General features: G+C 41.4%; 20 protein-coding genes and 4 pseudogenes. 18 read left to right on the top strand and 6 right to left on the bottom strand.

Annotated features, from left to right (window positions below; all coding sequences use genetic code 11):
* Positions 1 to 55: 55 nt before the first annotated feature.
* Positions 56 to 517, top strand: a complete 462-nt coding sequence (locus ACRWSG_RS09905) for an EVE domain-containing protein (RefSeq protein WP_194442451.1) — start codon at positions 56 to 58, stop codon at positions 515 to 517.
* Between the two features lie 85 nt (positions 518 to 602).
* Positions 603 to 1633: pseudogene (locus tag ACRWSG_RS09900) on the top strand (cytosolic protein).
* A gap of 110 nt (positions 1634 to 1743) precedes the next feature.
* Here the strand turns inward: ACRWSG_RS09900 and ACRWSG_RS09895 are convergent.
* From ACRWSG_RS09895 to ACRWSG_RS09885, 3 genes are all read right to left on the bottom strand, one after another.
* A complete protein-coding gene (locus ACRWSG_RS09895; protein ID WP_171041477.1) occupies positions 1744 to 3159 on the bottom strand; it encodes a mannose-1-phosphate guanylyltransferase/mannose-6-phosphate isomerase in 1416 nt (471 codons plus the stop codon).
* 65 nt (positions 3160 to 3224) lie between these two features.
* A complete protein-coding gene (locus ACRWSG_RS09890) occupies positions 3225 to 3998 on the bottom strand; it encodes an amidohydrolase (RefSeq protein WP_462166185.1) in 774 nt (257 codons plus the stop codon).
* Positions 3986 to 5128, bottom strand: a complete 1143-nt coding sequence (locus ACRWSG_RS09885; protein WP_462166184.1) for a methionine aminotransferase — start codon at positions 5126 to 5128, stop codon at positions 3986 to 3988. The genes ACRWSG_RS09890 and ACRWSG_RS09885 overlap by 13 nt, the downstream gene beginning before the upstream one ends.
* A gap of 99 nt (positions 5129 to 5227) precedes the next feature.
* Here ACRWSG_RS09885 and ACRWSG_RS09880 point away from each other — a divergent pair, with 99 nt between their 5' ends.
* The 5 genes and pseudogenes from ACRWSG_RS09880 (at position 5228) to ACRWSG_RS09860 (ending at position 9681) form a co-directional block, all read left to right on the top strand.
* Positions 5228 to 5857 carry a methylthioribulose 1-phosphate dehydratase gene (locus ACRWSG_RS09880; protein ID WP_138618486.1) on the top strand — a complete coding sequence of 210 codons (630 nt, stop codon included), beginning with the start codon at positions 5228 to 5230 and terminating at the stop codon, positions 5855 to 5857.
* A pseudogene (gene mtnC / locus ACRWSG_RS09875) lies at positions 5854 to 6542 on the top strand (acireductone synthase). Before ACRWSG_RS09880 ends, mtnC begins: the two are co-directional and overlap by 4 nt.
* Positions 6539 to 7081 carry a 1,2-dihydroxy-3-keto-5-methylthiopentene dioxygenase gene (locus ACRWSG_RS09870; protein WP_054552357.1) on the top strand — a complete coding sequence of 181 codons (543 nt, stop codon included), beginning with the start codon at positions 6539 to 6541 and terminating at the stop codon, positions 7079 to 7081. The pseudogene mtnC and the gene ACRWSG_RS09870 overlap by 4 nt, the downstream one beginning before the upstream one ends.
* A gap of 1 nt (position 7082) precedes the next feature.
* Entirely contained in the window at positions 7083 to 7424 is a 342-nt protein-coding gene (locus ACRWSG_RS09865) for a gamma-glutamylcyclotransferase family protein (protein ID WP_462166183.1), read from the top strand.
* A gap of 94 nt (positions 7425 to 7518) precedes the next feature.
* A complete protein-coding gene (locus ACRWSG_RS09860) occupies positions 7519 to 9681 on the top strand; it encodes a winged helix-turn-helix domain-containing protein (RefSeq protein WP_462166182.1) in 2163 nt (720 codons plus the stop codon).
* A gap of 1 nt (position 9682) precedes the next feature.
* Here ACRWSG_RS09860 and mtnA read toward each other — a convergent pair.
* Positions 9683 to 10712: pseudogene (mtnA, locus tag ACRWSG_RS09855) on the bottom strand (S-methyl-5-thioribose-1-phosphate isomerase).
* Between the two features lie 145 nt (positions 10713 to 10857).
* On the opposite strand from mtnA, the gene mtnK reads away from it, so the two are divergent.
* The gene (gene mtnK, locus ACRWSG_RS09850; RefSeq protein ID WP_462166181.1) at positions 10858 to 12075 is read left to right on the top strand and encodes an S-methyl-5-thioribose kinase; all 1218 of its coding nucleotides are present in this window, start codon (positions 10858 to 10860) and stop codon (positions 12073 to 12075) included.
* A 56-nt stretch (positions 12076 to 12131) separates the two neighbouring features.
* On the opposite strand, the gene ACRWSG_RS09845 is transcribed toward mtnK, so the two are convergent.
* Both ACRWSG_RS09845 and ACRWSG_RS09840 read right to left on the bottom strand, forming a co-directional pair.
* Entirely contained in the window at positions 12132 to 13616 is a 1485-nt protein-coding gene (locus ACRWSG_RS09845; RefSeq protein ID WP_462166180.1) for an FMN-binding glutamate synthase family protein, read from the bottom strand.
* Positions 13617 to 13731: 115 nt separating this feature from the next.
* A pseudogene (locus ACRWSG_RS09840) lies at positions 13732 to 15512 on the bottom strand (DUF885 domain-containing protein).
* Between the two features lie 359 nt (positions 15513 to 15871).
* Between ACRWSG_RS09840 and ACRWSG_RS09835 the strand changes: the two are divergent.
* From ACRWSG_RS09835 to ACRWSG_RS09790, 10 genes are all read left to right on the top strand, one after another.
* Complete coding sequence (locus tag ACRWSG_RS09835) at positions 15872 to 16897, top strand: GGDEF domain-containing protein (protein ID WP_462166923.1); 1026 nt, start codon at positions 15872 to 15874, stop codon at positions 16895 to 16897.
* An 83-nt stretch (positions 16898 to 16980) separates the two neighbouring features.
* Complete coding sequence (gene ubiE, locus ACRWSG_RS09830; RefSeq protein WP_054552346.1) at positions 16981 to 17736, top strand: bifunctional demethylmenaquinone methyltransferase/2-methoxy-6-polyprenyl-1,4-benzoquinol methylase UbiE; 756 nt, start codon at positions 16981 to 16983, stop codon at positions 17734 to 17736.
* Between the two features lie 28 nt (positions 17737 to 17764).
* Positions 17765 to 18370, top strand: coding sequence for a ubiquinone biosynthesis accessory factor UbiJ (locus tag ACRWSG_RS09825; RefSeq protein ID WP_138618506.1), 606 nt, complete (start codon positions 17765 to 17767; stop codon positions 18368 to 18370).
* Positions 18371 to 18387: 17 nt separating this feature from the next.
* The gene (ubiB, locus tag ACRWSG_RS09820) at positions 18388 to 19989 is read left to right on the top strand and encodes a ubiquinone biosynthesis regulatory protein kinase UbiB (RefSeq protein WP_462166179.1); all 1602 of its coding nucleotides are present in this window, start codon (positions 18388 to 18390) and stop codon (positions 19987 to 19989) included.
* Between the two features lie 77 nt (positions 19990 to 20066).
* The gene (gene tatA, locus ACRWSG_RS09815; protein WP_054552343.1) at positions 20067 to 20306 is read left to right on the top strand and encodes a Sec-independent protein translocase subunit TatA; all 240 of its coding nucleotides are present in this window, start codon (positions 20067 to 20069) and stop codon (positions 20304 to 20306) included.
* 5 nt (positions 20307 to 20311) lie between these two features.
* A complete protein-coding gene (gene tatB, locus ACRWSG_RS09810) occupies positions 20312 to 20644 on the top strand; it encodes a Sec-independent protein translocase protein TatB (RefSeq protein WP_054552342.1) in 333 nt (110 codons plus the stop codon).
* Between the two features lie 50 nt (positions 20645 to 20694).
* On the top strand, positions 20695 to 21435 hold the full coding sequence (tatC, locus tag ACRWSG_RS09805; RefSeq protein WP_054552341.1) for a twin-arginine translocase subunit TatC: 741 nt from the start codon (positions 20695 to 20697) through the stop codon (positions 21433 to 21435).
* A 1-nt stretch (position 21436) separates the two neighbouring features.
* Positions 21437 to 21961, top strand: coding sequence for a hypothetical protein (locus ACRWSG_RS09800; RefSeq protein ID WP_054552340.1), 525 nt, complete (start codon positions 21437 to 21439; stop codon positions 21959 to 21961).
* Positions 21961 to 22743: a TatD family hydrolase gene (locus tag ACRWSG_RS09795; protein ID WP_462166178.1), complete on the top strand. Its 783-nt coding sequence runs from the start codon at positions 21961 to 21963 to the stop codon at positions 22741 to 22743. The genes ACRWSG_RS09800 and ACRWSG_RS09795 overlap by 1 nt, the downstream gene beginning before the upstream one ends.
* A 1-nt stretch (position 22744) precedes the next feature.
* Entirely contained in the window at positions 22745 to 24601 is a 1857-nt protein-coding gene (locus ACRWSG_RS09790; protein WP_462166177.1) for a sensor domain-containing diguanylate cyclase, read from the top strand.
* The last annotated feature ends 3 nt before the right edge of the window (positions 24602 to 24604 follow it).

Raw genomic sequence — 24604 nt, 5'->3', positions numbered from 1 at the left:
CGTTTAATGATACTATAGACTAATTGGAAGTAAATCTTTGTAAGAGCACCTCATTATGGCTTATTGGCTTTTTAAAACCGAACCCGATGCATTTTCAATTGATGATCTAAAAAACGCACCTGAGCAAACCTCTATGTGGGATGGCGTGCGTAATTATCAAGCCCGCAACTTTCTTCGCGATGGTATCAAGCACGGTGACTTGGTAATGATTTATCATTCAAGTTGTAAACAGGTGGGTGTTGCAGGTATCGCTACGGTGACTCGCGAAGCTTATGCCGACCCAACACAGTTTGATTTAAATAGCGATTACTACGATGCTAAAGCAACTGCTGATAACCCGCGCTGGTTTGTGGTCGATGTGCAATATCAAGCACACCTTAAAAAGCTAGTTAGCCTGCAGGCGATTAAAGCCAATGAGTCAATTACCGAAATCGCTCTTAAAAAAGGCGGCCGTTTGTCAGTAATGCCTGTAACTGAACATGACTGGCAACAGATCATCGCAATGAGCGAGGGCTAAGCATATAAAGTAGCGGCCATTTTTAATGAGCTGCTATTTTTGCTATAATTTCGCCCCTTTATTTTAGAGGTACTAAGGGGGATGTATGAAATTACTGTATTGGTTAGAGGAATGGACCAACCTCCCACGCGATGAGCAACAAAGCCTTGTACCTATGACTGGCGGTGATTTGCTCGGCGATGTTTATGTAAAATACCATATCATTGATGCCAATAAGCCCCTGCTAATTACCTTCTCTCCTGCTGGAACAAATTATCAAGAACATGATATTAATGATGATTTTTCGCCTTGGGCTTATAAGCTCGCGAAAAAGCAAGATGTGAATATTATCGCCTTTCAACATTTAGGCATTAGCAACTGGTTTAGGCACCGCAATCTGTTGTTTTTCATTGAGCAGCTAGCACCACTGATTGGCGGATTCAAAGAGCGGTTAGGTTATGGTTTGAGCCGAGGAGGCTTTGCCGTTGGCGCCTTTGCCAATCTATTAAAGCTTGATAAAGTTTTACTCTTTCACCCTGTTAGCACAAAAAACAAAGAAAAAGCACCATGGGATGACCGTTCAAGCACTGACATCGCGCAAAAATTCGATTGGAACGGTGACTACCACGATTTAGATTTAGGCCATGCAAAGGGTTATATTATTTACGACCCAACTAATCGTATCGACCGAGCTCATGCTAAACGTTACCCACAACTCACCCACTTACGCGTGTTTGGTATGGTCATAGTGTTCATGCAACATATTTAAATAAGTTTGGCTTTTATAAAGATGTTGCTGTTGATTTTATAAGCCACCAGCAAGTTGATATCGCCCAATTCCGCCAGCAAACCAAAACGCTACGCTTTAAAGAAGACTATTATCGTCGCCTAAATAAGGCAAACAAGAGTTCGCCACATCGTTTAGCCTTACTAAGCACCGCGCATACAATTTTAGCTGAAGAAAAAGCCGAGCACATGCAAGAGCAAAAAGATGCGATTGATGTGCAACCGCTGATTGATGTTGCAATCAAACATCAAGATGAGCACCCAAACGATGCAATTAAGGTCTTAGAAGTGGCTCAGCAACTCTCACCCGATGATCCTGTGATAGACCATAAACTAAAACAGTTGAAGTGATACAGCAGCTGTAAGTTTAGAAGCATTAGCAGTAAGCGGCAAAAATCCAACTTATGAATCAAATAAGCTCTGTTAAAAAGCCTCCTTTTCGATAAGCTTAAAGCTTCCAGCTATCCCCTCCCATACCTATCATCAAATCGCTCGATGTCAGTTTCATCAAGTATCGCTCCGGTTTGTACTTCGATAACGATTAGTGGCGTGTATTGTTGATTAGCAAGGCTGTGTAGCTGCTTAGCCGCGATGTAACAAGATTGGTCGGCGGATAATTCAAATTCATCATCACCTACTCGCACGCTTGCCACTCCAAATACGACGACCCAATGTTCTGCACGGTGCTGATGGCGTTGAGTTGAGAGCTTTGCGCCGCTGTTTACGATTATTTTCTTTACTTTAAAGCCAGTGCTTTCAATTAAAGTTCGATAGTTGCCCCAAGGTCTGAATACGGCTTGATGGTGGGTTAGTTTATCGCTATCAACAACAGCAAGCTGTTTAAGTAAATCAGGAAGCTTATCGAGCGCACTTTTGTCTGCCACTAAGGTGGCATCATGAGTATGTATAATTGCTTGATTACTCACGCCGAGCGCCGCAATAGTGTGGTCAGCCTCGCTGATCAGTAGATTATTTTCGCTATCTAAACTCACTCCTTGTGAGGCTAAATAGTTGCCATGATGGTCTTTTTCTGCGATTTTCGATAATGCAGAAAAGCTGCCAACATCGCTCCAATTTAAGTCAACAGGTATAACAGCAACGTTAGCGCTACGCTCCAAAATAGCATAATCAATAGAATCACTTGGGCATGCTGTGAGCGCACCCGCAACAGGCCGTTGAAACCCTAAATCTGCGGTGAAGCTAGCCGCTTTTGCGACACTGTCAGCAATCTTTGGCGCAAAACGATTAAGCTCACTCAAGTACACATCTGGCAAAAATAAAAACATGCCACTATTCCAGCCATACTCACCACTGGCAAGGTATTTTTCGGCTAATTGCAGAGCTGGTTTTTCTTTGAAGTCAGCCACCTTAAAACAGCCTTTATGAGCTAACTGTTCACCTTGGCGAATATAACCATAGCCGGTATGTGGCTCAGTGGGAGTAATGGCAAAGGTTACTAATTGTTGTTGCTGACAAAGCGCTATCGCATTATCTAAGCAGGCAATAAGTTTATCAAAATCACTGATATGATGATCAGCAGGCATCACCAACAAGGGATCAGTTAGACCATTTTGCAGTGCAAATTCAGCGGCTAGGGCAATCGCGGGGGCGGTATTTTTACCTTCAGGTTCAAGCAATAAAGTATAGCTATCTGTGATTTCTGCAATTTGCGCTTTAGCGATAAAGCGATGCTCTTCATTGCACACTAGAATTGGTGCATTAAATCGTGAGTCAGCCACTCGTAAAAGCGTGCTCTGTAACAGTGATTTTTCGCTAAGCAAAGACAAAAACTGCTTAGGCATCGCTTTACGCGACAAAGGCCATAAACGAGAACCTATGCCACCAGCAAGAATAACGGGGGTGATTTTGCGACTCATGATTGCTTAAAGTAAATAATCCAACCATGAGTTTAACAAATTTTTGAGTATGCGGCTTCGAGCAATTACAGTAACTGAAATTGATCAGCATCTAAGTGAGCAGGAAACGCTCTTCGAAAGTCATCAAGCGGTGATTTTTCTAAGCGCTGAATAATGATACCCGATTGGCCATCTTCGAGCTTAGCCAAGGTGTCACCTTTAAAATCATAAACGGCAGTTCCACCACTGTGGGCAATATTATTACCATCAGCACCAATGCGATTGACACCCACGACATAACACAGGTTTTCCATTGCGCGTGCTTTTAGCAGGGTATCCCAGACATGGCGACGAGCTGCTGGCCAATTAGCTACGTTGATCATCACATCGTAGTCGTTGCAATTACGCTGAAATACAGGAAAGCGTAAGTCGTAACACACTTGCGGCAAAATGCGAAAATCATTGATAGCGAATACCTCGCGATGCTCGCCTGCTGCGACGAAATTGCCTTCGTTACCTAAACAGAATAAATGGCGTTTGTCGTAATACTTCACTTCGCCATTTGGCCAAACCCAATAAAAGCGATTAGCCTTTTTGTCGTCTTTTGCAACTAAAACAGAGCCTGCAACCACAGCATTTTTTTGCTTAGCTGTGGCTTTTAACCAGCTAAGTACCTCGCCTTGTTCTGGTTCGCTGCAATCTAGATTAATCGCAAAACCCGTGGCAAATGTTTCTGGCAAGACAATTAAATCAACTTGCTCGTTTAAACTGTTAAGCTGCTCAGTAAAGTGCGCAAGGTTAGCGCTTTTATCAAGCCAATGCAGTGATGACTGCACTAAAGCTAAGGTTAAAGTTGGCATAAAATCTCCGCGGCACATTTTAATGTGTCATCATTTTTAGCAAAACATAAACGAATCACTTTGTCGCTGCTTGCACTGTTATAAAACACACTGAGTGGTACAGCTGCAACACCCGCTTGCTCAACCAACCAATGGCAAAACTCAACATCATCAAGATCAGACACATCACTGTAATCGAGTAGTAAAAAGTAGGTACCTTCACTTGGTAATATTTTAAAACGGCTTTGCGCTAACGCTTCGATGAGCAAGTCGCGTTTTTGTTGATAAAAATGACTTAGCTCATCAACATGCTCAGGCTCTAACTCAAGCATATCGGCTAATGCATGCTGAGCAGGCGTAAAGCTTGAAAAGGTCACATATTGGTGAATTTTACGAAACTCCACCATGAGCTGAGCGGGTGCTACACAGTAACCCATCTTCCAGCCGGTGCTGTGAAAGGTTTTACCAAAGCTTGAGATCACAAAACTGCGTGCAAATAACTCAGGGTCGATCAGCGCACTTAAATGCAAAGCACCATCAAAGGTAATGTGCTCATACACTTCATCACTAATTACATATAAATCATGCTTAGTAACAAGCGCTTTAAGGGCGTTAATATCTTCTGTTTTAAAAATTTTACCGCTTGGGTTATGTGGCGTGTTGATGATGATGACACGTGTTTTTTCTGTAATAGCATCAGCTACGGCTTGCCAATCGATTTTGTAGTCTGGCGCATGCAAAGCAACATGAACTGAACGACCGCCTGCAAGTTCAATTGCCGGTTGGTACGAGTCATACGCGGGGTCAAATACCACAACTTCATCACCCTCTTTAACAAGCGCTTGAATTGCTACGAATAATGCCTCTGTTGCCCCTGAGGTGACGGTAACTTGTTGCTCGTAATTTATGTTGTTATGGTATTTTCTAGCAATCAAAGCTGCTATTTGCTGTTGTAGCTTTGCAACCCCACTTGAAGGCGCATATTGATTTGCTCCCTCAAGTACATAATGATTGAGCTGTTTTTTTAGTAATTCTGGTGCATCAAATTCAGGAAAACCCTGAGATAAATTAAGCGCTTGGTGCTTATTTGCTAGAGCGGTCATTTGACTAAAAATACTGGTGCCTAAATTCGGCAATTTACTTTCAAACACAGAGGTTCCTTAAAGATGGTTTTGCGCCCGAAGCGATGCTATCATTGCTTAAAACAGATGTATAGCCGTCTAAATAACTTTTAGAATGTCGAGGAATATATGCATAACAATACCGCTATTTCAGAACTAATTGAAGCTGGTAAATGGGTAAGCCAACGTGGCTGGGTCCCTGCTACTGGTGGTAACTTTTCAGCCCGCACTGCAAGCGGTTATGTCGTCACAGCAAGTGGTTTCGATAAAGGTCAACTCGGCACTCATGCATTTATTGAATTTGATCATGAAGGCAATCGTACTAAGGGCTCTGGCAATCCATCAGCTGAAACTGAGCTACATTTGAATATGTATAAGCTTATCCCATCAGCTAAATTTGTTTTGCACACTCATTCTGTTGCGGCAACCGTGTTATCTCGTGTGATCAAAGGCCACGCTATCAATTTGCATGGCTACGAAATGCAAAAATCTTTAAGCGGTATCAAATCGCACTTAGATACCTTAACTATTCCCATTTTTGATAATGACCAAGACATTGACCGTTTAAGCTTACTAGTCAGTGATCATCACCTTCACACGCCTATTGAGCATGCTGTATTAATTCGTGGTCATGGTTTATATGTCGTTGGTCGAGATATCAAAGAAGTACTTCGCCATTTAGAAGGATTAGAGTTTCTATTTAGCTGTGAACTGGAGCGCTTAAAACTAGAAGGTATTCAAGCTGGAGTTCAGTCATGATCAAAGCGATTTTAACCGATATTGAAGGCACAATTACCCGCATCTCATTTGTTAAAGATGTATTATTTCCCTACGCAGCTGGGCAATTACCTGAGTTTGTAAAGTCACATCAAAGCGACCCAGAAGTAGCAGCCCAAATTGAGGCTGTTAAGGCACATATTGAACAACCCGAAGCCGATATCGACACGGTCATTAAACATTTAATTCATTGGATTGAAACAGAATCAAAAAATTACCCCACTTAAGCAGTTACAAGGGTTAATTTGGCAAATAGGCTACGAAAATGGTGACTTTACTGGCCACCTTTACCCAGATGCTTATGACTTTTTACAAGCCCAAAAACAAGCTGGTAAAAGTTTATATGTCTACTCTTCGGGCTCTGTGAAAGCGCAGCACCTGATTTTTGAGTTTTCTGATTATGGTGATGTTAGACCTTTATTTAGTGATTACTTCGACACTAAAGTCGGTGCAAAACAACAGCAAAGCTCTTATGAGAATATTATTGCAGAGCTACCATTTGACGCTGCCGAAGTGTTGTTCTTAAGCGATGTGGTGGCAGAGCTTGATGCTGCCAAAGCTGCTGGTCTTGGCACTTTGCACCTTGTTCGCGATGAGCCAAGCGGTAAGTGACGCTCACCCATATATCAACGACTTTTCGGATTTTAGCGCGGAGCTGTTAGCATGAGTCAATTAACTATTTATAACGATAACAACGCAAGCAACATACTGTTTCATAGTGAAGACTTAAGCGCTATTGCCAGTGAGCTGAATGCGGTTGGCGTTCGCTTTGAGCAATGGCAAGCAACAGCACAGATTGACCAAGATACCAGCCATGACGCTATTTTAACTGCCTATGCTAACGATATAGAGCGCCTTAAGGCTGAAGGGGGTTATCAAACAGTGGACGTTATTTCGCTTGCTAAGGGAAGTCCAAATGCCAGCGAACTACGCAGTAAGTTCTTATTTGAACATACACATAGCGAAGATGAAGTTCGTTTTTTTGTGAAAGGCCAAGGCTTATTCTGCTTACACCTAGGCGATAAAGTGTATCAAGTGCTGTGTCAACAAGGCGACCTAATTTCAGTACCAGAACTCACACCACATTGGTTTGATATGGGCAGCGACCCTGAGTTCACAGCAATTCGCTTATTCAATAATACCGAAGGTTGGGTCGCTAAAAGCACTGGGTCAACCATTGCTACCAACTTCCCGCTGCTGGACTAATATGGAAAAGCTATTTTCTTACGGTACATTACAGTACCCGCAGGTTCAGCTTGATACCTTTGGGCGTTTGCTCGAAGGTCAACCTGCTACGCTAACTGGGTATGTCATTGGTGAAGTCGGAATCACCGACGAAGCCGTGCTAAAAAGTAGTGGTCAACGTTTTCACCCGGCGTTAATCAAAACAGGCAAACAAAGTGATATTGTTAATGGCACTATTTATTTAATCACTAAACGTGAGCTCAATCAGGCTGATGCTTACGAAGTAGATGATTATCAACGAATCGCAGAAACATTCCAATGTAACAACCAAGCTTGGCTATATGTTGCAAAAAACAGCCTTTAATTTACAAATATAAAACAAAAAGACCCAAATCAAGAACAAAAGCTGTTATTATCTTCCCTATCAAAATTAATATTTTTTAGTTAAAGGACTAAACATGGGGTCGGCATTTTCACCCTTACGCGATACCGTTATTTATGTGGGTGAGTGGCAATTTAACACTCAGCAGCAAACCATCAGCGATGGCACTCATAAGCGTGAACTAGAACCTTTATTGTTTAAATTGCTGTGTTTCTTTATTGAGCATAATGATCGCATTATCACTCGCCAAGAGCTGGTTGAGAATATTTGGCAACAAAGTTTTGTTGATGACAATGCGATTAACCGTGCCATCTCTGAACTAAGAAAAACTCTCAAATCAGAAAAGCAGCCCGGGCAAACTATTAAAACCCATTACCGCAAAGGTTATAGCCTATTTATTAAAGTTAAGCCTCTTGAGCCCACCCCCATTTCAGACCCACAAATAACAGAAGATAAAAACACAGAACATAAAGAAGCTGAAACTCCAGTTAATACAACTCCCCTTAACGTGCAAAAAGCGCATTCTTCACGCTGGCCATGGTCTTTTGCGGCCTTAGCGCTTGGTTTATTGATTGCGGCTATTTGGTTGTTCTTACAGCAACCTAAAGTAAATGATGAAGCACAAAACGAAGCGCCATTTTTAGACCTGCAAGCCGAAACGATTTCATGGCATAAGGGCACTCACTATCAATTATTGCTAAATCACGACAAAACGCAGCTTGCCTATGTGCTGCAAAATGACAATCAACATATTTATGTTGTCGACTTAACGACAAAAAAAGAGTACTCAATTACATCTGGCGCTGTCTTTTTACAGGGCTGGTCTGAAGATGGCGAGCGGCTATTTTATAGTTCATGTGAAAACAGTGACTTCAATGATTGTAGTGCTTGGCAAGCAAGCAATTTGCTATCAAATGAAGTATTACTAAAGCCAGTTACAAATCAATCTATATTAAATATCACACCAGATCAGTACATTGAAATTGGTAATACGGCAATTACAAGACGTAATAATTACCGTGGCTTAACTCACCTATCTGCTCTGTATGCGCAAGACTTAAAGACCGGTGAAGAAATTCGCATTACATCACCTAATATTACTGGCACTGGCGATTATATTTTAACAACACTTAAAAACCCCAACCGTGTTATTTTTGAACGCCACAATGTTGGCCAAGCAGAAATTTATATAGCGAATTTAGACGGTAGCTCACTCAAACTTTTAACCACCAACGAATACCGAGCTTGGGCTGCAACTTATGATAAACAAACTAACTCGCTTGTTTGGTATAACCGCGGTAAATTAACAATTGAATCATTTTCATTTGATACCATGAGTCGGGGACAAGCCATTAAAGCCCCAGTAAAACGAGCAAATTACGCTTACCCACTTAATAAACAAAGTGTACTGATCAGCACTGATTTACACGACAGTGATGCGGCTATATTTGACATAAAATCAAAACAAATGAGCTATATTGCCACAGCTAATAAGCATGAAGGTGATTTGGTCGCCCTAACTAATAATGATGTCTACTTCGCTGATCTTGAATACTATAAACGACAGCACTGGCTCAGAAAAAACAACCAATATATAGATATAACCGACAAAATTGGTGAAGATACCACCATTATTTCTGCAAATAACGACAGCAGTCAGCTGGTGAGTTTTAATAAAAGCAATCAAAAGCTAAGCTTATTAAATGCCAATGACTTTTCAGAAGTTAAACACTGGACACTACCAGGAAACAGCAAACTAGCAGCAGTCAGAGGTAATAAAATTGCAGTAATTTTTACCGAGCTTAGTAACCAGCAAAACCAACTAATGATTTTGCACACCAACAGCGATCAGGTTGTCAAAAGCACCATCGACACCCCATTGGCAATTGCTTGGTATGATGATAATCAGCTAATCGTCCATTCTAAATACGGAAAATATTTGCTTTTAGATAGTGACAGCAATACTTATAGTGAGCTGATAACTCCTGACAAACTAATCGAGCTAAAGCCTTCAATTATCACTATGACAAGCAACCATCACAGCTTATATATTGCCACAAATAATGAAATTTATAGTATTGACTTGGCAAACATACAAGATGTTGATCTAGCAATGAAAATGCGGCCCTTACACTATATAACGCATATCAATGCGAGTAATGACAAGCTGGCGATTTCGTTACTAACCGCAAATAGTCAAAATAGCATTGAGCTCTACACTAAAAAAAGCGCAGAGTAATTTACGATTTTAACTGTTTTAGAATACCTTGCTCGATATCGGATTGGTTATAAACGCCGCTATCGAGCACCCAGCCTGTGACTAGGCTAGCCGGTGTAACATCAAATGCCGGGTTATGAACCTTCGCGTTAGTTGGTGCCCATATTGCTTCGCCAAAACTGCCACTAACACCGCGCACTTCATTAGGGCTGCGTTGCTCAATTTCGATATCTGCACCACACGCCGTTTGTGTATCAAGTGTCGTAAGTGGCGCAACGACATAAAATGGAATGTTATGGAAATGCGCTAACACAGCAAGGTTATATGTACCTACCTTATTAGCAAAGTCACCGTTTGCAGCAATACGGTCTGCACCTACAAAGATTTTATCTACTTTGCCCGCAGCCATTAAACTCGCCGCCATGTTATCGCAAATCAAGGTATAAGGAATTTGCCAGCGCTCAAGCTCAAAAGCCGTTAAGCGGCCACCTTGCAGTAACTGGACACGTTTCATCAACCCAAACATGAATATCACCGTGGCGTTGCTGCGCTTTATGAATAACCCCTAATGCAGTACCGACACCCGCAGTCGCTAACGCACCGGTATTACAGTGCGTTAAAATGTTATCACCTTTATCAACCAAGGCAGCACCACGTTCTGCCATGCTATCGCAAAGGGCAATATCTTCTTTAAATAACTGCTCAGCTGTAGAGACAACAGCCGCAACATAATCAGTCTCTACAAGCGCTACGCGTAACTTGGCCATGCAGTGCATAAGGTTAACGGCGGTTGGGCGTGTCGCTTCTAGTTCATCTATAGCAACCGCAAGTGCTGATTGACTCATGCCCTGCTCAGCTAGGTGTGCAACCAATAAGCTAGCACCTAAGCCGATTAAAGGCGCTCCCCGGATTTTCAAAGTCAGAATCAAATCTTTCATCGTTTCAACATCGTTACATACATGCCAATGCTGTTGATGTGGTAACAAATACTGATCAAGCACGGTTAGCGTACCTTGCTGATATTTAATACTGCTGGCGATGAGATCTTGCATACTGAATCCGAATAACTAATGAATAACTAATTTATGTGAATAGTTATTTTACATCAGTTTTGATAACTAACAAGCTAGATGCATGGACATCTAAACGGTTACAGGTATAGAATGCTCAAAGTTAATTGTATTACGAGATAGAGCCATGGCTAAATACACTGCCTTTAATGCAGAGCATGCTGTTGATTACATTAAAGAACTTGTTAAAAGTGAACTAATTTCAGTCTTCCCTGCTGATGCAGCACTGACTGCATACGAGTTTGGAGATGGAAACTTAAACTTAGTTTTTCGGGTTGCTGATCAGCACAACAACAGTGTAATTCTAAAGCAAGCACTCCCTTATGCCCGCTGCGTAGGTGAGTCATGGCCATTATCGTTAGACCGCGCCAGAATCGAAGCCGAAGTATTGATTAATCATGGTAAGTTATGCCCAGAGCATACCGTGGCGATATTGCATCACAATGTAGAGTTGGCATTAACCGTGTTAGAAGATTTAGGTGAGTTACAAATTTTACGTGGCGCACAAATCAACGCAGAGCAATTTCCCTTATTGGCAAGTCATGTTGCGCTCTACTTAAGCCGTATAGGCTTTTATAACTCAGATTTTTACTTATCTGCTGAAGATAAAAAAGCCAAAGTCAGTCAATTTATTAACCCTGATTTATGTAAGATCACAGAAGACTTATTTTTCACTGATCCGTACATTGAGCATGAGCGCAATAATTTCCCTGCAGAGCTTACTGAGCACGTCGAAAGTATTCGTAATAATGATGCTTTAAAATTGGCCGCTGCTAAATTAAAAGCGAAATTTTTATCGTGCCCGCAAACTTTATTGCATGGCGATATGCACAGTGGCAGCATTTTTGTTGATAGCAAAACCACTAAAATGATCGACCCAGAGTTCGGCTTTTTTGGCCCTGTTGGCTTTGATATCGGCTCATTTATGGGTAACTTGCTACTAAATTACTGTGCCCAAAACGCCCGTATTACAGAGCAAGCAAAGCGCCGTCAGTATCAAACCCATTTATTAACTTGCTTACAAGACTGTTATAGCCAATTTGAGCAACATTGGTTAAACCTAGCAAGCAGGGAAGCAACTGATATTAGCTTTGCAAACCGCGCCTTTAGCGAAGATTACTTACAACACGTATTGCGTGATGCGATTGGCTACTGTGGCGCTGAACTTATTCGCCGTACTATTGGTTTAGCCCATGTTGCAGATATAGACGGTATTGAAGATGCACAAGCTCGTTTAGCAGTACAACAGCAAACGCTCGTACTCGGCGAGCAACTGATGCTCAATGCCACAAGCTGTAACAATAAAGACGAGTTCTTTTCGTTGTTAATCAGTTTATTAAACTGATAATCAAAAAGTAAAAAGGCGCTTAATGCGCCTTTTAATTATTCAACTCAACTAGATTATTTATTGTAGTACTCATACATTTTATCGAGCGGCTCTGATAAACCATTTTCTTGTACCACTCGCACATGCTGGCGAGCTAACTCGCGGGCACTTGATACACCACATGAATGAGCAATCAGCCCTGCACCATAATGAATAAACTTATTATAATTAGCGACACGTTGTGCCTTATCGGTCACATCAAGGCCTCGTTGTAAGCGTTCATTGTGAGTCGTAATACCAGTCGGGCAGGTATCTTTATTACACTGCAGAGCCTGAATACAACCTAGCGAAAACATATGACCACGCGCCGACACAATAAAATCAGCGCCCAGAGCGAGTGCCCAAGCCACTTTTGACGGTACGATTAGCTTACCCGATGCAATCACTTTCACTCGCTCTCTGAGACCATGTTTTTTTAGCAGATCAACAACCAAAGGCAGGCTCTCTCGTAGCGGTAAACCAACTGAATCCATCAAGGGTTGAGGGGCTGCGCCCGTTCCACCGTCGGCACTATCAATAGTGATAAAGTCAGGGGCAGATTCAATACCACGATTATTAATCTCGCTGAACAAGCTTTCGAGCCAAGTATATTCACCAATCACCGCTTTAAAACCGGTTGGTTTACCTGTGGTACTGCGTACCGTTTCAATCATATCGAGTAAATCTGCTGGGCATTTAATCTCTGGGTGACCATTTGGACTAATCGAGTCATGCCCTTCAGGAATACCCCGAATTTTTGCAATTTCAGCAGTCACTTTGCGCCCTGGTAACATACCCCCTTTACCGGGTTTAGCACCTTGACTCATTTTAATTTCGAACATTTTAACTTGTTCGTGCTCAGCAATCGCTTTGAGTTTTTCGGTGCTTAATTTACCGTGCTCATCTCGTACACCATATTTTGCCGTGCCAATCTGAAACACAATATCAGCGCCACCTTCAAGGTGGTAAGGGCTGAGCCCTCCTTCGCCGGTATTCATCCAACAGCCGGCTAATTTTGCCCCTCGCGATAATGCGCGAACAGCGGGCTTAGATAATGCGCCAAAGCTCATACCTGAAATATTAAATAACGAGTTTGTTGTATAAGGAGCTTGGCAATAAGGCCCTAACGTGACTTCGCTCGGGTCGAGTGCATCTTCATCTAAAGTCGGAAACGCACAGTTCATAAACATCACAGTGCCCGTTGCTTCAAGGCTTTGGGTTGAACCAAAGGCCGTAGTACGATCAACATTTTTCGCAGCACGATACACCCAGCTTCGCTCAGCACGATTAAATGGTAGCTCTTCCCTATCCATGGCAAAAAAGTATTGTCGGAAGAATTCACCTTGGCGTTCAAAAAAATAACGAAAGCGACCGATCACCGGGTAATTACGGCGAATCGCCTGTTTAGATTGCGTCACATCACTAATGTAAAAGCACACAATCACCAGCAAACCTATACCGAGTGCAAAAATAAACAAGCTGGCAAATACATCGATACTAAAAATTATAAAATCACTCATCCAAGGCCCCTTTGTGAAATGACATCCTTCAAAGCATATAAGGTGTTTATATTACGTGCAATAAACAAAAAAGGCGTGATGTAAATCACGCCTCTTCTTTTATACTGCTATACAGCTATGCTGCTCGTTTGGCTAATTCAGCTTTAATATAAAGTTGAATTTGCTCTTCAAGCACTGACATTGGCACTGAGCCATGACGCAATATTTGATGGTGGAATTCGCGAATATCGAAATCTGCACCAAGTGCTTGCTCAGCTTCGTGGCGTAGACGTTTAATAGTTAGCTCACCAATTTTGTATGACAACGCTTGTGCAAACGCCATGAGATATAACGATCAGTTTCTGTCTTCACATTATGCAATGAAAGCGCGGTGTTTTCGCTCATAAACTTCATTGCACGCTCGCGGCTCCAGCCATACATATGCATACCTGTATCAACCACTAAACGTGCCGCTCGCCACATCTCATAAGTTAAACGACCAAAGTCACTGTATGGGTCTTGATAAAAGCCCGCTTCGATACCTAAAAACTCCGAATATAAGCCCCAACCTTCACCAAATGCCGACAAATATGCATTACGGCGATAACTTGGTAATGACTCAAGTTCAGCATTTAGCGAGATTTGTAAATGATGCCCAGGTACTGCTTCGTGTAAAGTTAATGCTTCAAGTACATACAACGGGCGCTTATCTAACGCATAGGTATTAACCCAGTAATAACCTGCTTGGTCATCACGGCGAGAGCCTGAGTAACGACCCGTTGTATATTTAGGTGCAATGCTCTCTGGCACTGGCGCAACACCGTACGGCATTCTTGGCAAGGTGTGGAATAACTTAGGTAACTGCGCATCCATTTTCTTGGCAATGTAAGACGCTTCTTTTAGCAAATCTTTTGGTGTTTTTGCGTAAAATTGCGGATCAGTACGTAAAAAGTGCACAAAATCAGCAAACGAGCCTTCAAAGCCTACTTTCTCGATAATTTTTTCCATTTCTGCGCGAATACGCGCGACTTCTTGTAAACCCAGCTCATGGATTTCTTTTGGCGTCATATCTGTGGTGGTGTAGTACTTAGCGCGATTTTCGTAAAACGCTTTGCCATTCGGCGTACTTGAAATACCAATATCTGTACGTGCACCCGGTTGATATTCATTGTTAAAGAAGGTTAAGTAACCTTGATATGCCGGAATAACTTGTTCTGTGATAATGGTTTGCGCTTGCTTTTGTAGCGCTGCAAACTCGCTATCACTTAGGCCTGCCGTATTATTTAAAAATGGTTTGTAGAATTCAGACTTAGTAGCATCATCAACAATATAAGCCGTGATTGAGTCTTGATAACCTTCTAAAACAGCCTTTGGCTGGGTTAGGCCCACTTCAAGCCCCTTTCGCATCCAGCCGATATTTTGCGAAAAATAGCGAGGAATTTGCTGTAATTTAGCAAGATATAGCTGGTAATCTTGTGGTTTTGTGTAATCTGAGCTGGAGATCATAAATGACAAGCTAGAATGGAACCCATATTCAGATGTCAGCGGCATATAGTGCGCATTAAACACATATTCATCGACACTATTTTGCACTTGGTCGCGTAAAATAGTCAGGTTAATGCGATTTTCTTCCGATAACTTATCACGGTCGATAGCGTCTAGCTCGGCAAGTAACTCTGTATTCTTTTGGTATTTTTGTTCTAAAAATTCAGCCGATAGATTTTCTAATAAATAACCATCAACGCCATTATCTTTACCATACGGGCTGATGCTTTGGCGGTAATTAACAATATTTTCGGCTACTTGAGTAAATTGCTGATCAGCATCAATATTTGTTACTTGGCAAGCGCTTAAAGTACACGCTAAAGCAACCGCAATAACAGAACGATTTAAAGTTCGCGACAGTGTTTGTTTCATAGCATTCTTTTTAGTTTTAATCAGTATCGCTAAAGTAGCGCAGCACTGGCTAAAACCCAAACAAATGCGACCAAGCTCAGGTTAAATACGCTCAAATTAACAACGGTGTATAAATAAGAATGAGCAAGGTTTAAGCAATTTTTAATTACACTTGTTAAAGTTGTTGAGAAAATCAGCTAATAGACACAAACGAAACAAATTTAAGTTCCAAAGTAAGCGATTTTGCTTTTAAATAGGCTGATTACAGATTACTGTAGACTCAGTATTTATGCTTGGAAGCAGCTATACCTTACGGAAGAGATGATTAATTGGTTGATATGCGTATTTAGTGGTATTGAAAAATGATGTTCCATGATCCCATGGCTATTGCTCAAGAAAAAATGACAAAGGTATGTATCTTTTTAGAACATCATGCATTACCGCCGTCACCACTTAACTACCAAGTTGTTTACACCTACGTCAGCCAGTCTAACCCTAAACTTAACGCCGCTATTGACCGTGCCATCGCACAAAGAAAAACCATCGATTGTGTCTATGTAGAACAGCTTTATTTCGATTTTATAGAGCAAGGGCATAAAATGAAAACCGCCATTGTTCGCAACGTTGACTCAGTAATTAACACCCTTTCGCGAAATGCTAACAATAACGAGCAAAATATTGTGCGCTTTGCTGATCAAGTCACAGAATGTGTTCATTCAATTGATGAAAACAATATTGAGCAAACGCGTCATGCATTAAAAATGCTCAGTAAGCAATCTGAAGTCCTGCTCAATCAGCATCGTCAATTTAAGCAAGAAATAGCAAAAGCCAAATCACTGCAAGAAAAAACCCAAAAACAGCTCACTCAATTACGCAAACAACACATCACCGACCAACAAACCGGCTTATACAAGCGCCATTACTTAAATCAACAAACTCAACTTTGGGTCGGCCAAAATAAAGCGGTTTGTGCTATCTCTATTCACATTGAGAACTTAAACCATTTTATTGAAAACTATGGTGATGTGATTGGTGAAGTAATTTTAAATAAAGTCGCCAAGCAGGTGCAAAAATACGTACAAGAAAGCGGCTTACCTGGGCGCACAAGTAAAGATGAATTTACCATCTTACTTGCTGATATTGAGCCTGAAACTGCCAACTTAATAGCCGAAAAAGTACGAAATGGTGTCGAAAAGCTGCGCTTTGTCAGCTCAAAAAATGGCACCAAACTCCCCGCTATTACCTTAGCCCTAGGTATCGCTAAACATGAAGACGATGGCGACTTTAACAGCTTAGCCCGTAAAGCCTCTTTAGCAGCTGCGAAAGCCAAGTCGCTTGGGCAAAGTAGTTTTATTGCCGGTCCAGTAAAGTTTAAACCTGTGCTAAATCATGAAAAGCAATGCTAATCTGATGATTTAGTTATAATCAAATTGCACCCCACAGCTACAATCAAGTACACTAGTCTTTATTGCCACGATAGAGATTAATCATGAACGAGAATCAAGAAAAGACCACGCATTTTGGCTATAAAACCGTTGCTGAAAACGACAAAGCATCAATGGTTGCTGATGTATTCCACTCAGTCGCTGCAAAGTATGACGTAATGAATGATCTAATGTCGTTCGGTATTCATCGTTTATGGAAACGCCAAACTATTGCAAGTTCTGGTGTTCGTAAAGGTCACTATGTATTAGATCTTGCTGGCGGTACAGGCGATTTGACCGCTAAATTTAGTCAGTTAGTGGGTGAAACAGGTCAAGTTATCTTAGGCGATATCAACTCTTCAATGCTGAAAGTTGGCCGCGAGAAACTGCGTAATCTTGGTCGTGTTGGCAATATTGAATATGTACAAATGAATGCCGAAGCATTGCCATTTCCTGATAACAGCTTCGACTTAATTACGATTGCCTTTGGTCTTCGTAACGTGACCGATAAAGATAAAGCTCTACGCTCAATGTATCGTATTCTTAAGCCTGGCGGTCGTTTACTTGTGCTTGAGTTCTCAAAACCAGAGCAAGAAATACTGAGCAAAGCTTACGATTTCTACTCATTTAATATCTTACCTAAGATGGGTGAGCTGGTTGCGAATGACAGCGAGTCTTATCAATACCTTGCTGAGTCTATCCGTATGCATCCTGATCAAGAAACATTAAAAGGCATGATGGAAGATGCGGGTTTTGAACAAACCAGTTATCAAAACCTTACTGGCGGTATTGTTGCCCTTCACCGTGGTTTTAAATACTAAAAACTCTGTAAATTAAGTAGGTAACGCGATGTTAGCAAACGCTCTGTTATCACTCGTCGAACGAATCATTAATCAACTGCTGCAGTTAGACCCTCAGTTAAAGGGTAAGCTTGCAGCAATTGCTGATAAACAGCTGTTGATTGAGATACGTGATTGGCAACAGTCAATTTTGTGCGTTTACAGCGACGAGCAAATTCACTTATACAGTACGCAAGAACGCAGTTTTGACTGCATGATCAGCGCCGATATCAACACCTTATTGGCGCTTAAAGATCCATCAATGCTCACGCAACTCATTCGCCAAGACAAGCTCGACTTACAAGGCGATTTAAATCTTGCGCAAGGCTTTAGCAATGCGTTTGCTGAGCTTGATATTGATTGGCCAGAACATTTTTCTCGATACATTGGCGATGCCCCAGCACAACAGTTGTGGCTCTCTATTCAAGCTTTAAAACGTCGTAGTTCACAAACGAAAAGCAAGTTAGAAAATACCTTAACAACGCTTTGCCAAGATGAGTTAGCAGTGACCATACACCCTCTTGAACTTGCTGAATTTAAACAGCAAAATCGCCAATTAAAAAGCCAAGTATCTCAATTAGAGATGCGAATTAACGCGCTGTTACAGTCACGCTAATGCGCTAAGGAACTTGTGTGTCGTCTGCTCGTCTTTATTACATTACTAAAACTCTACTGAGCTATGGCTTAGACGAATTAATTCCGCGTAAACGAGTGCCTTGGTTTGCCAAACTCGCCCGTGGCAGCTTATTTTGGTTACGTAACCAACATAAAGATAAACCTGCAGGTATGCGCTTAAGACTTGCATTGCAAGAGCTCGATACGGTGTGGATCAAGTTTGGTCAAATGCTTTCTACACGCCGTGATTTACTGCCGCATGATGTCGCATTAGAGCTTGCACTGCTACAAGATCAGGTTGAACCTTTTGAAGGTGAGCTTGCCCAGCAACTGATCGAAAAGGCGCTCGGTATTAATGATATTAGTAAATTATTTAGTGATTTTTCGCAAACACCTTTGGCATCAGCCTCGATTGCACAAGTTCACACGGCAACCTTAATTGATGAGCATGGCGCGCCACAAGATGTGGTGATTAAAGTCATTCGCCCTAACATTAAAGAGCAAATTGATGCTGACTTAATGCTAATGCAAAAAGTCGCTCGCTTGGTTGCTAAGTTATTAAAAGAAGCAAAACGTTTACGCCCTATTGAAGTAGTAAACGAGTACAAAAAAACTTTACTCGATGAGCTCGACTTAATGCGTGAAGGGGCGAATGCGATTCAGCTACGCCGTAACTTCGAAGACTCAGATTCGCTCTACATTCCCTTTGTTTACAGTGACTACAGCCGCAATAACGTATTAGTAATGGAGCGCATTTACGGTATTCCAGTATCTGATACCGACGCATTACTGGCACAAAATACCAATATGCAGCTACTAGCTGAGCGTGGAGTCGAAGTATTTTTCACACAAGTATTCCGCGACAGTTTCTTCCACGCTGATATGCATCCGGGTAATATCTTCGTTTCACGTGAAAACCCTCATAACCCAAAATATATCGGCATTGATTGCGGCATTGTGGGCACCCTTAATCGTGAAGATAAACGCTATTTAGCAGAGAACTTTATTGCCTTTTTCAACCGTGATTACCGCCAAGTAGCGCAACTGCATGTTGATTCTGGCTGGGTACCCGCCGATACCAGCATTGAAGAGTTTGAATTTGCCATTCGTACTGTGTGTGAACCAATTTTCAACAAACCACTGGCCGAAATCTCTTTTGGTCACGTGCTAGTTAACCTGTTTAATACGGCTCGTCGCTTTAATATGCAAGTTCAACCGCAATTAGTGTTACTACAAAAGACGCTGTTGTATGTTGAAGGCCTTGGCAGACAACTGTATCCGCAGCTTGATTTATGGAAAACCGCTAAACCTTTTCTAGAAGATTGGGTCAAAGAACAAGTTGGTCCGCTTGCAGTAATGAAAAAAATGTATGCGAACTTGCCATTTTGGGCAGAAAAAATGCCTGAATTACCTGATTTAATTTATCAAAACTTAAAACGTCAACAACAACCTGTACAATTGCCAGCGCCGCAATCTGCTAAGCCTTTGTTACTTAGTATCTTTGCTGGTAGCTGTTTAATAGTTTCAGGCTTATGTTATTTACAGCATGACTTAGTCGCCAGTGCAATTACCGCAGGCTTTGCTATAGCAGGCTTTATTGCAGCATGGCGAAGCGCATAAACTAAGTGCTATTTATGTTTTGGTGGGTATAATCAAGGCAAGTCTATTCAATAAATTTGATAAAAACGGAGTAACCCATGGGTTTTGGTGGTATCAGTATTTGGCAATTAATCATTATTTTAGCAATCATCGTGTTGTTATTTGGCACAAAGAAACTTCGTGGCATTGGCGGTGATTTAGGTAGCGCAGTAAAAGGCTTTAAAAAAGCCGTGTCTGATGATGACCAAACTAATTCCAAAAGCGAGCAAATAGAGCAAGCTTCTAACACGCAAAGCAAAGAAACCGTAGAGAAAAGCAAAGACGACCATAAGGCTTAATCAACATGGGGATGTGGGAACTTGTTGTCGTACTTATCGTAGGTCTGATTGTGTTAGGCCCTGAGCGCTTGCCTGTGGCAATTCGTACAGTTAGCCGCTGGGTAAAAACATTAAAGTCAGTCGCCAATTCAGTGAAAGCTGAAGTGAACGAAGAACTCCGTATCCATGAGCTTCACGAGAACTTAAAAAAAGCAGAACAGCAAAACTTGCAAGAGCTCACACCAGATCTGCAAGATTCTGTAAACGAACTTCAAAAGGCTGCTCAGTCAGTTACCCACAGTTATAAAAAAGACACACCAGAAAAAGCAGAAACTAACAATAATGACGAAAAAAAGTGAAATTAATCTCTGCTTTTGTGGTCAATAACAATGATGATGAATAGTAAATTATGACCGAGCAAGCTCACACAGGCTTTGTTGGCCACTTGATTGAGTTACGAAACCGACTCATGAAAGCTTTGTTAAGCATTTTGCTAATATTTATCGCCTTGGTGTACTTTGCCAACGATATTTATAGCTTTGTTGCAGCTCCACTGATTGCAAACTTGCCAAGCACTGCCACCATGATCGCAACGGATGTAACAGCACCTTTTTTTGCACCGTTTAAACTCACCTTATTTGTGGCGTTATTTGCTGCTATTCCCATGATACTGCATCAAGTTTGGAGCTTTATAGCACCAGGTTTGTATCAACATGAAAAGCGCATGCTAATGCCAATTTTGGCCTCAAGTATCTTGCTATTTTATAGTGGTATCGCATTTTGCTACTTTGTGGTGCTACCTATTATTTTAGGGTTTTTTACTAATACTGGCCCTGATATGATGACATTAGCACCTGATATTAGTAGTTATTTAAGTTTTGCTTTAAAACTGTTTTTTGCTTTTGGTATTGCGTTTGAAATACCTGTTGCCATCATGCTGTTATGCTGGAGTGGCGCAACAACAACGAAAAGTTTAAAAGAAAAACGACCTTATATCGTGGTAGGTGTATTCGTGGTTGCCATGTTCTTAACACCTCCTGATGTACTGTCACAAACATTGCTAGCATTACCCATGCTGTTATTATTTGAATTAGGTTTAATTTTGGCTGCATTCTATACCGCCAAACCTCAACAGGAATCCGAGGAATAAAATGAAAAAACAACTCATTCCCTTCGTTGCTCTTTTAACTATTGCTGGTACTGCACAGGCAGACGAAGTTAACTTACAAGCATTGCAAGCCTGTACTTTTGTTGAAAATGATTTTAACCGCTTACTTTGTTACGACAACGTAATGGCAGGTAAATCACTTTCAAAACCGGCTACAAAAAAACAAATTGAGCAACCTGTAACTAGCTCAGCAGCTCCTGTTGCCGCGGCAGCCGCAACAAGTGAACAAGCTCTAAAAACAAAAAATGAAGACTTTGGTTTAGAGCACAAAGAAGTTGCAAAAAAAAATGATGACGAAATAACCGCAGTGGTTAAGAGCGTTAGAAAAGCGCCTTACGGGGAGCTGATTATAGAGCTAGAAAACGGTCAACAGTGGCGCCAAGTAGGCTCAGATAGAATGAAGCTAGAGGTGAGCGACAAAGTCATAATTGAACGAGGCGTTTTCAATTCATTCTTGTTAAGAATCGAAGGGCAAAACCGTTCAATTCGTGTTAAGCGTACTGACTAATGAACTATTCGCTAGTTGATGCTGGCGTCAATTTAAGCAATCATCAATTTGATGATATTCATCAAGCTGTGTTACAACGTGCCGCAGAGGCAAATGTAACACAGATGCTTCTTATTGGCTGCGATCTGCAAAGTAGCCAAGCCTCTCTTAAACTCGCCAAACAGTTTAAGCAATTTTGCACAGCTGGGGTCCACCCTCATGATGCAAAAACTGCAGATGATCACCTTGAAGCACACTTAACAACTCTCAGCCAACACCTTGAAGTGGTTGCAATTGGCGAGTGTGGCCTCGATTACAATCGTGACTTTTCTCCTCGCGATGTTCAGCGCAGCGTTTTTAGACGCCAGTTACAGCTTGCTGAGCAACTAAATATGCCTGTGTATTTGCATGAGCGAGATGCCAGCGAAGATATGCTCGCAATCTTGAGTGATTACAAGGTACGAGGCGTACTACACTGCTTCACGGGTGACGAAAACGCACTCCAAAGTTACCTAGCAATGGGGCTTTATATCGGTGTTACGGGCTGGGTCTGCGATGAACGCCGTGGTGAACAACTACAAGCCTTAGTACCAACTATCCCTTTAAATCGCTTGTTAATTGAGACTGATGCGCCCTTTTTAATGCCGAGAAATATTAAATTTAGACCTAAAACTCGCCGTAATGAGCCTCAGAACCTTCCTTATGTATGTCAGCAAATTGCTGATTTAAAAGGCTCAGAATTTACTGAAGTGGCAAAACAAACTACACTAAACTTTCAGCAATTATTTTCCATAAAGGGTTAAGATGAAGCGCCTATGGTCACTTTGTGGCGTAATCTTCGTTGTTTTATTTACTCCTTACTTGCAGGCTAACTCCATTGTTGTTAGTTCACAATTCAAATCTCAACATACGCTTAATGTTGAGTACACCCTTGATCCTATCACTCAACAGCAAGCCTTTAGCAGTAACAATGTAACTTGGCATTCAAGCCAAGGCGAAACCCTAAATCTAGGTATGACTCTAAAACCAATGTGGCTCAAGCTATCGATAAGAAACACCTCATTAGATGTTATTCCACTGATATTATCGATAGATAACCCTTTACTCGATGAAGTGAGCGTGTTTCATCTTCAAGGTAGCCAATTATTATTTAACACAAAGATTGGGGATGCAGTCCCATTATCTAATCGGCAAATCAAAAATGAGTCTCTGTTAGTCTCATTAACCATTCCAAAAGCCAGCCACTCCGTTGTTTATCTTAAAGTTAAAAACAATGGGGGTTTAAGAGTACCTCTAAGCCTTTGGAGACCCTCAGAATACCTAAAGCATAAAAGTAAATTTAATTTATTGTACGGTTTATTAGTCGGTTTTATATTATCACTCGCACTCACTAATTTAGTGCTTTATGGCTTTTCTAGACGCCGCTATTTCGCCTATACAGGATTATTACTTACCTTGCTGTGGCTTTCTTTGGCTTACCTTTATGGCTTTGGTTATCGTTATTTACAACCTAGTGGCTCATCGTTTCAACAACTGACAATCCCAACTCTATTTTTTATCTGTGGTGCGTTATTTGTACCATTGCAAGGCTATATATTCGGCTTTACCAAATCTCGCTTAAACCGTTTTCAGTATTGGCTAGCATGGGCAGTTGTGCTTGCCACTATAACAATGTGGTTTTTGCCTATTCATATTGCTATCACACTCTGCTTATTGAGTTTACCTGCGGTGCTTATCATTTTTGCAGGTATTGCTCTAAAACAGTTTAATCATGAATATAAGCAGCCGTGCATTGGCTTTTTTGTTGCTTTGTTCGCTTTCTTCTGTGCCATTGTTTACAGTGCACTTGGTGTATTTAATCCATTTGATTTAAATATCGGAATGCTTTCGCTCACCTTCGTTTGCTTTTTAGTTTGTAGCTTGAGCTTGAGTTATGCGGTAATAAAATTGTTTTTGATGCAACGCGACGCTGAAGTCGCAGCGCAACAAAATGCACTAGCAGAGAGTAAAGCACAAGATACCTTAATGCGTGAGCGCCTTGAACTGCAAGAGCAAGCACGCCAAGATCTTGAAGCTAATATTGAAGAGCGTACCTTTGAGTTACAAGTGACATTACGCGAACTTGAAGAGAAAAACCGAGAGCTTGAACAGCTCAATATGGAAGATGCCCTCACTAAAACCAAAAACCGCCGCTACTTTGATAAAAAACTATTGATGGATATTCGTCGCTCACGTCGAGAGCAAACACCTCTAGCTATCATCATGTTAGATATTGACCACTTCAAAGCAATCAATGATACCTATGGTCATTTAACCGGTGATCAAACCATTCAAGCAGCTGCAGATGTCATCAAACAGCATCTTAAACGACCTCTCGATGAAGTGGCGCGCTATGGCGGCGAAGAATTTGTAGTGTTATTACCGAATACACCACTAGAAGGTGCATTAGAAATTGCCGAACAAATACGCAAAGTAGCCCAAAATACTGATATAATAGTTGCCGGAACAACGATTAAATTTACTTTGAGTGCAGGTGTTTACAGCGCAATTGCTGAAGACATTAATAACCCAAGTTTTTTCACTGACTATGCCGACAAAGCCTTATATCATGCCAAGCAAACAGGTCGAAATCGCGTAGTGAGTTATCCTCTACCAGACTAGGAG

It is taken from the genome of Pseudoalteromonas sp. GB43 (assembly GCF_054923805.1).
The sequence above is the reverse complement of the archived record's forward strand: the minus strand, read 5'-3'. Positions and strand labels throughout refer to the sequence as shown.

Coding starts and splice junctions, on each gene's coding strand:
- ACRWSG_RS09905 (WP_194442451.1), top strand. CDS start 56: ATGGCTTATTGGCTTTTTAAAACCGAACCCGATGCATTTTCAATTGAT.
- ACRWSG_RS09895 (WP_171041477.1), bottom strand. CDS start 3,159: ATGAGTCGCAAAATCACCCCCGTTATTCTTGCTGGTGGCATAGGTTCT.
- ACRWSG_RS09890 (WP_462166185.1), bottom strand. CDS start 3,998: ATGCCAACTTTAACCTTAGCTTTAGTGCAGTCATCACTGCATTGGCTT.
- ACRWSG_RS09880 (WP_138618486.1), top strand. CDS start 5,228: ATGCATAACAATACCGCTATTTCAGAACTAATTGAAGCTGGTAAATGG.
- ACRWSG_RS09870 (WP_054552357.1), top strand. CDS start 6,539: ATGAGTCAATTAACTATTTATAACGATAACAACGCAAGCAACATACTG.
- ACRWSG_RS09865 (WP_462166183.1), top strand. CDS start 7,083: ATGGAAAAGCTATTTTCTTACGGTACATTACAGTACCCGCAGGTTCAG.
- ACRWSG_RS09860 (WP_462166182.1), top strand. CDS start 7,519: ATGGGGTCGGCATTTTCACCCTTACGCGATACCGTTATTTATGTGGGT.
- mtnK (WP_462166181.1), top strand. CDS start 10,858: ATGGCTAAATACACTGCCTTTAATGCAGAGCATGCTGTTGATTACATT.
- ACRWSG_RS09845 (WP_462166180.1), bottom strand. CDS start 13,616: ATGAGTGATTTTATAATTTTTAGTATCGATGTATTTGCCAGCTTGTTT.
- ACRWSG_RS09835 (WP_462166923.1), top strand. CDS start 15,872: ATGGCTATTGCTCAAGAAAAAATGACAAAGGTATGTATCTTTTTAGAA.
- ubiE (WP_054552346.1), top strand. CDS start 16,981: ATGAACGAGAATCAAGAAAAGACCACGCATTTTGGCTATAAAACCGTT.
- ACRWSG_RS09825 (WP_138618506.1), top strand. CDS start 17,765: ATGTTAGCAAACGCTCTGTTATCACTCGTCGAACGAATCATTAATCAA.
- tatA (WP_054552343.1), top strand. CDS start 20,067: ATGGGTTTTGGTGGTATCAGTATTTGGCAATTAATCATTATTTTAGCA.
- tatB (WP_054552342.1), top strand. CDS start 20,312: ATGGGGATGTGGGAACTTGTTGTCGTACTTATCGTAGGTCTGATTGTG.
- tatC (WP_054552341.1), top strand. CDS start 20,695: ATGACCGAGCAAGCTCACACAGGCTTTGTTGGCCACTTGATTGAGTTA.
- ACRWSG_RS09800 (WP_054552340.1), top strand. CDS start 21,437: ATGAAAAAACAACTCATTCCCTTCGTTGCTCTTTTAACTATTGCTGGT.
- ACRWSG_RS09795 (WP_462166178.1), top strand. CDS start 21,961: ATGAACTATTCGCTAGTTGATGCTGGCGTCAATTTAAGCAATCATCAA.
- ACRWSG_RS09790 (WP_462166177.1), top strand. CDS start 22,745: ATGAAGCGCCTATGGTCACTTTGTGGCGTAATCTTCGTTGTTTTATTT.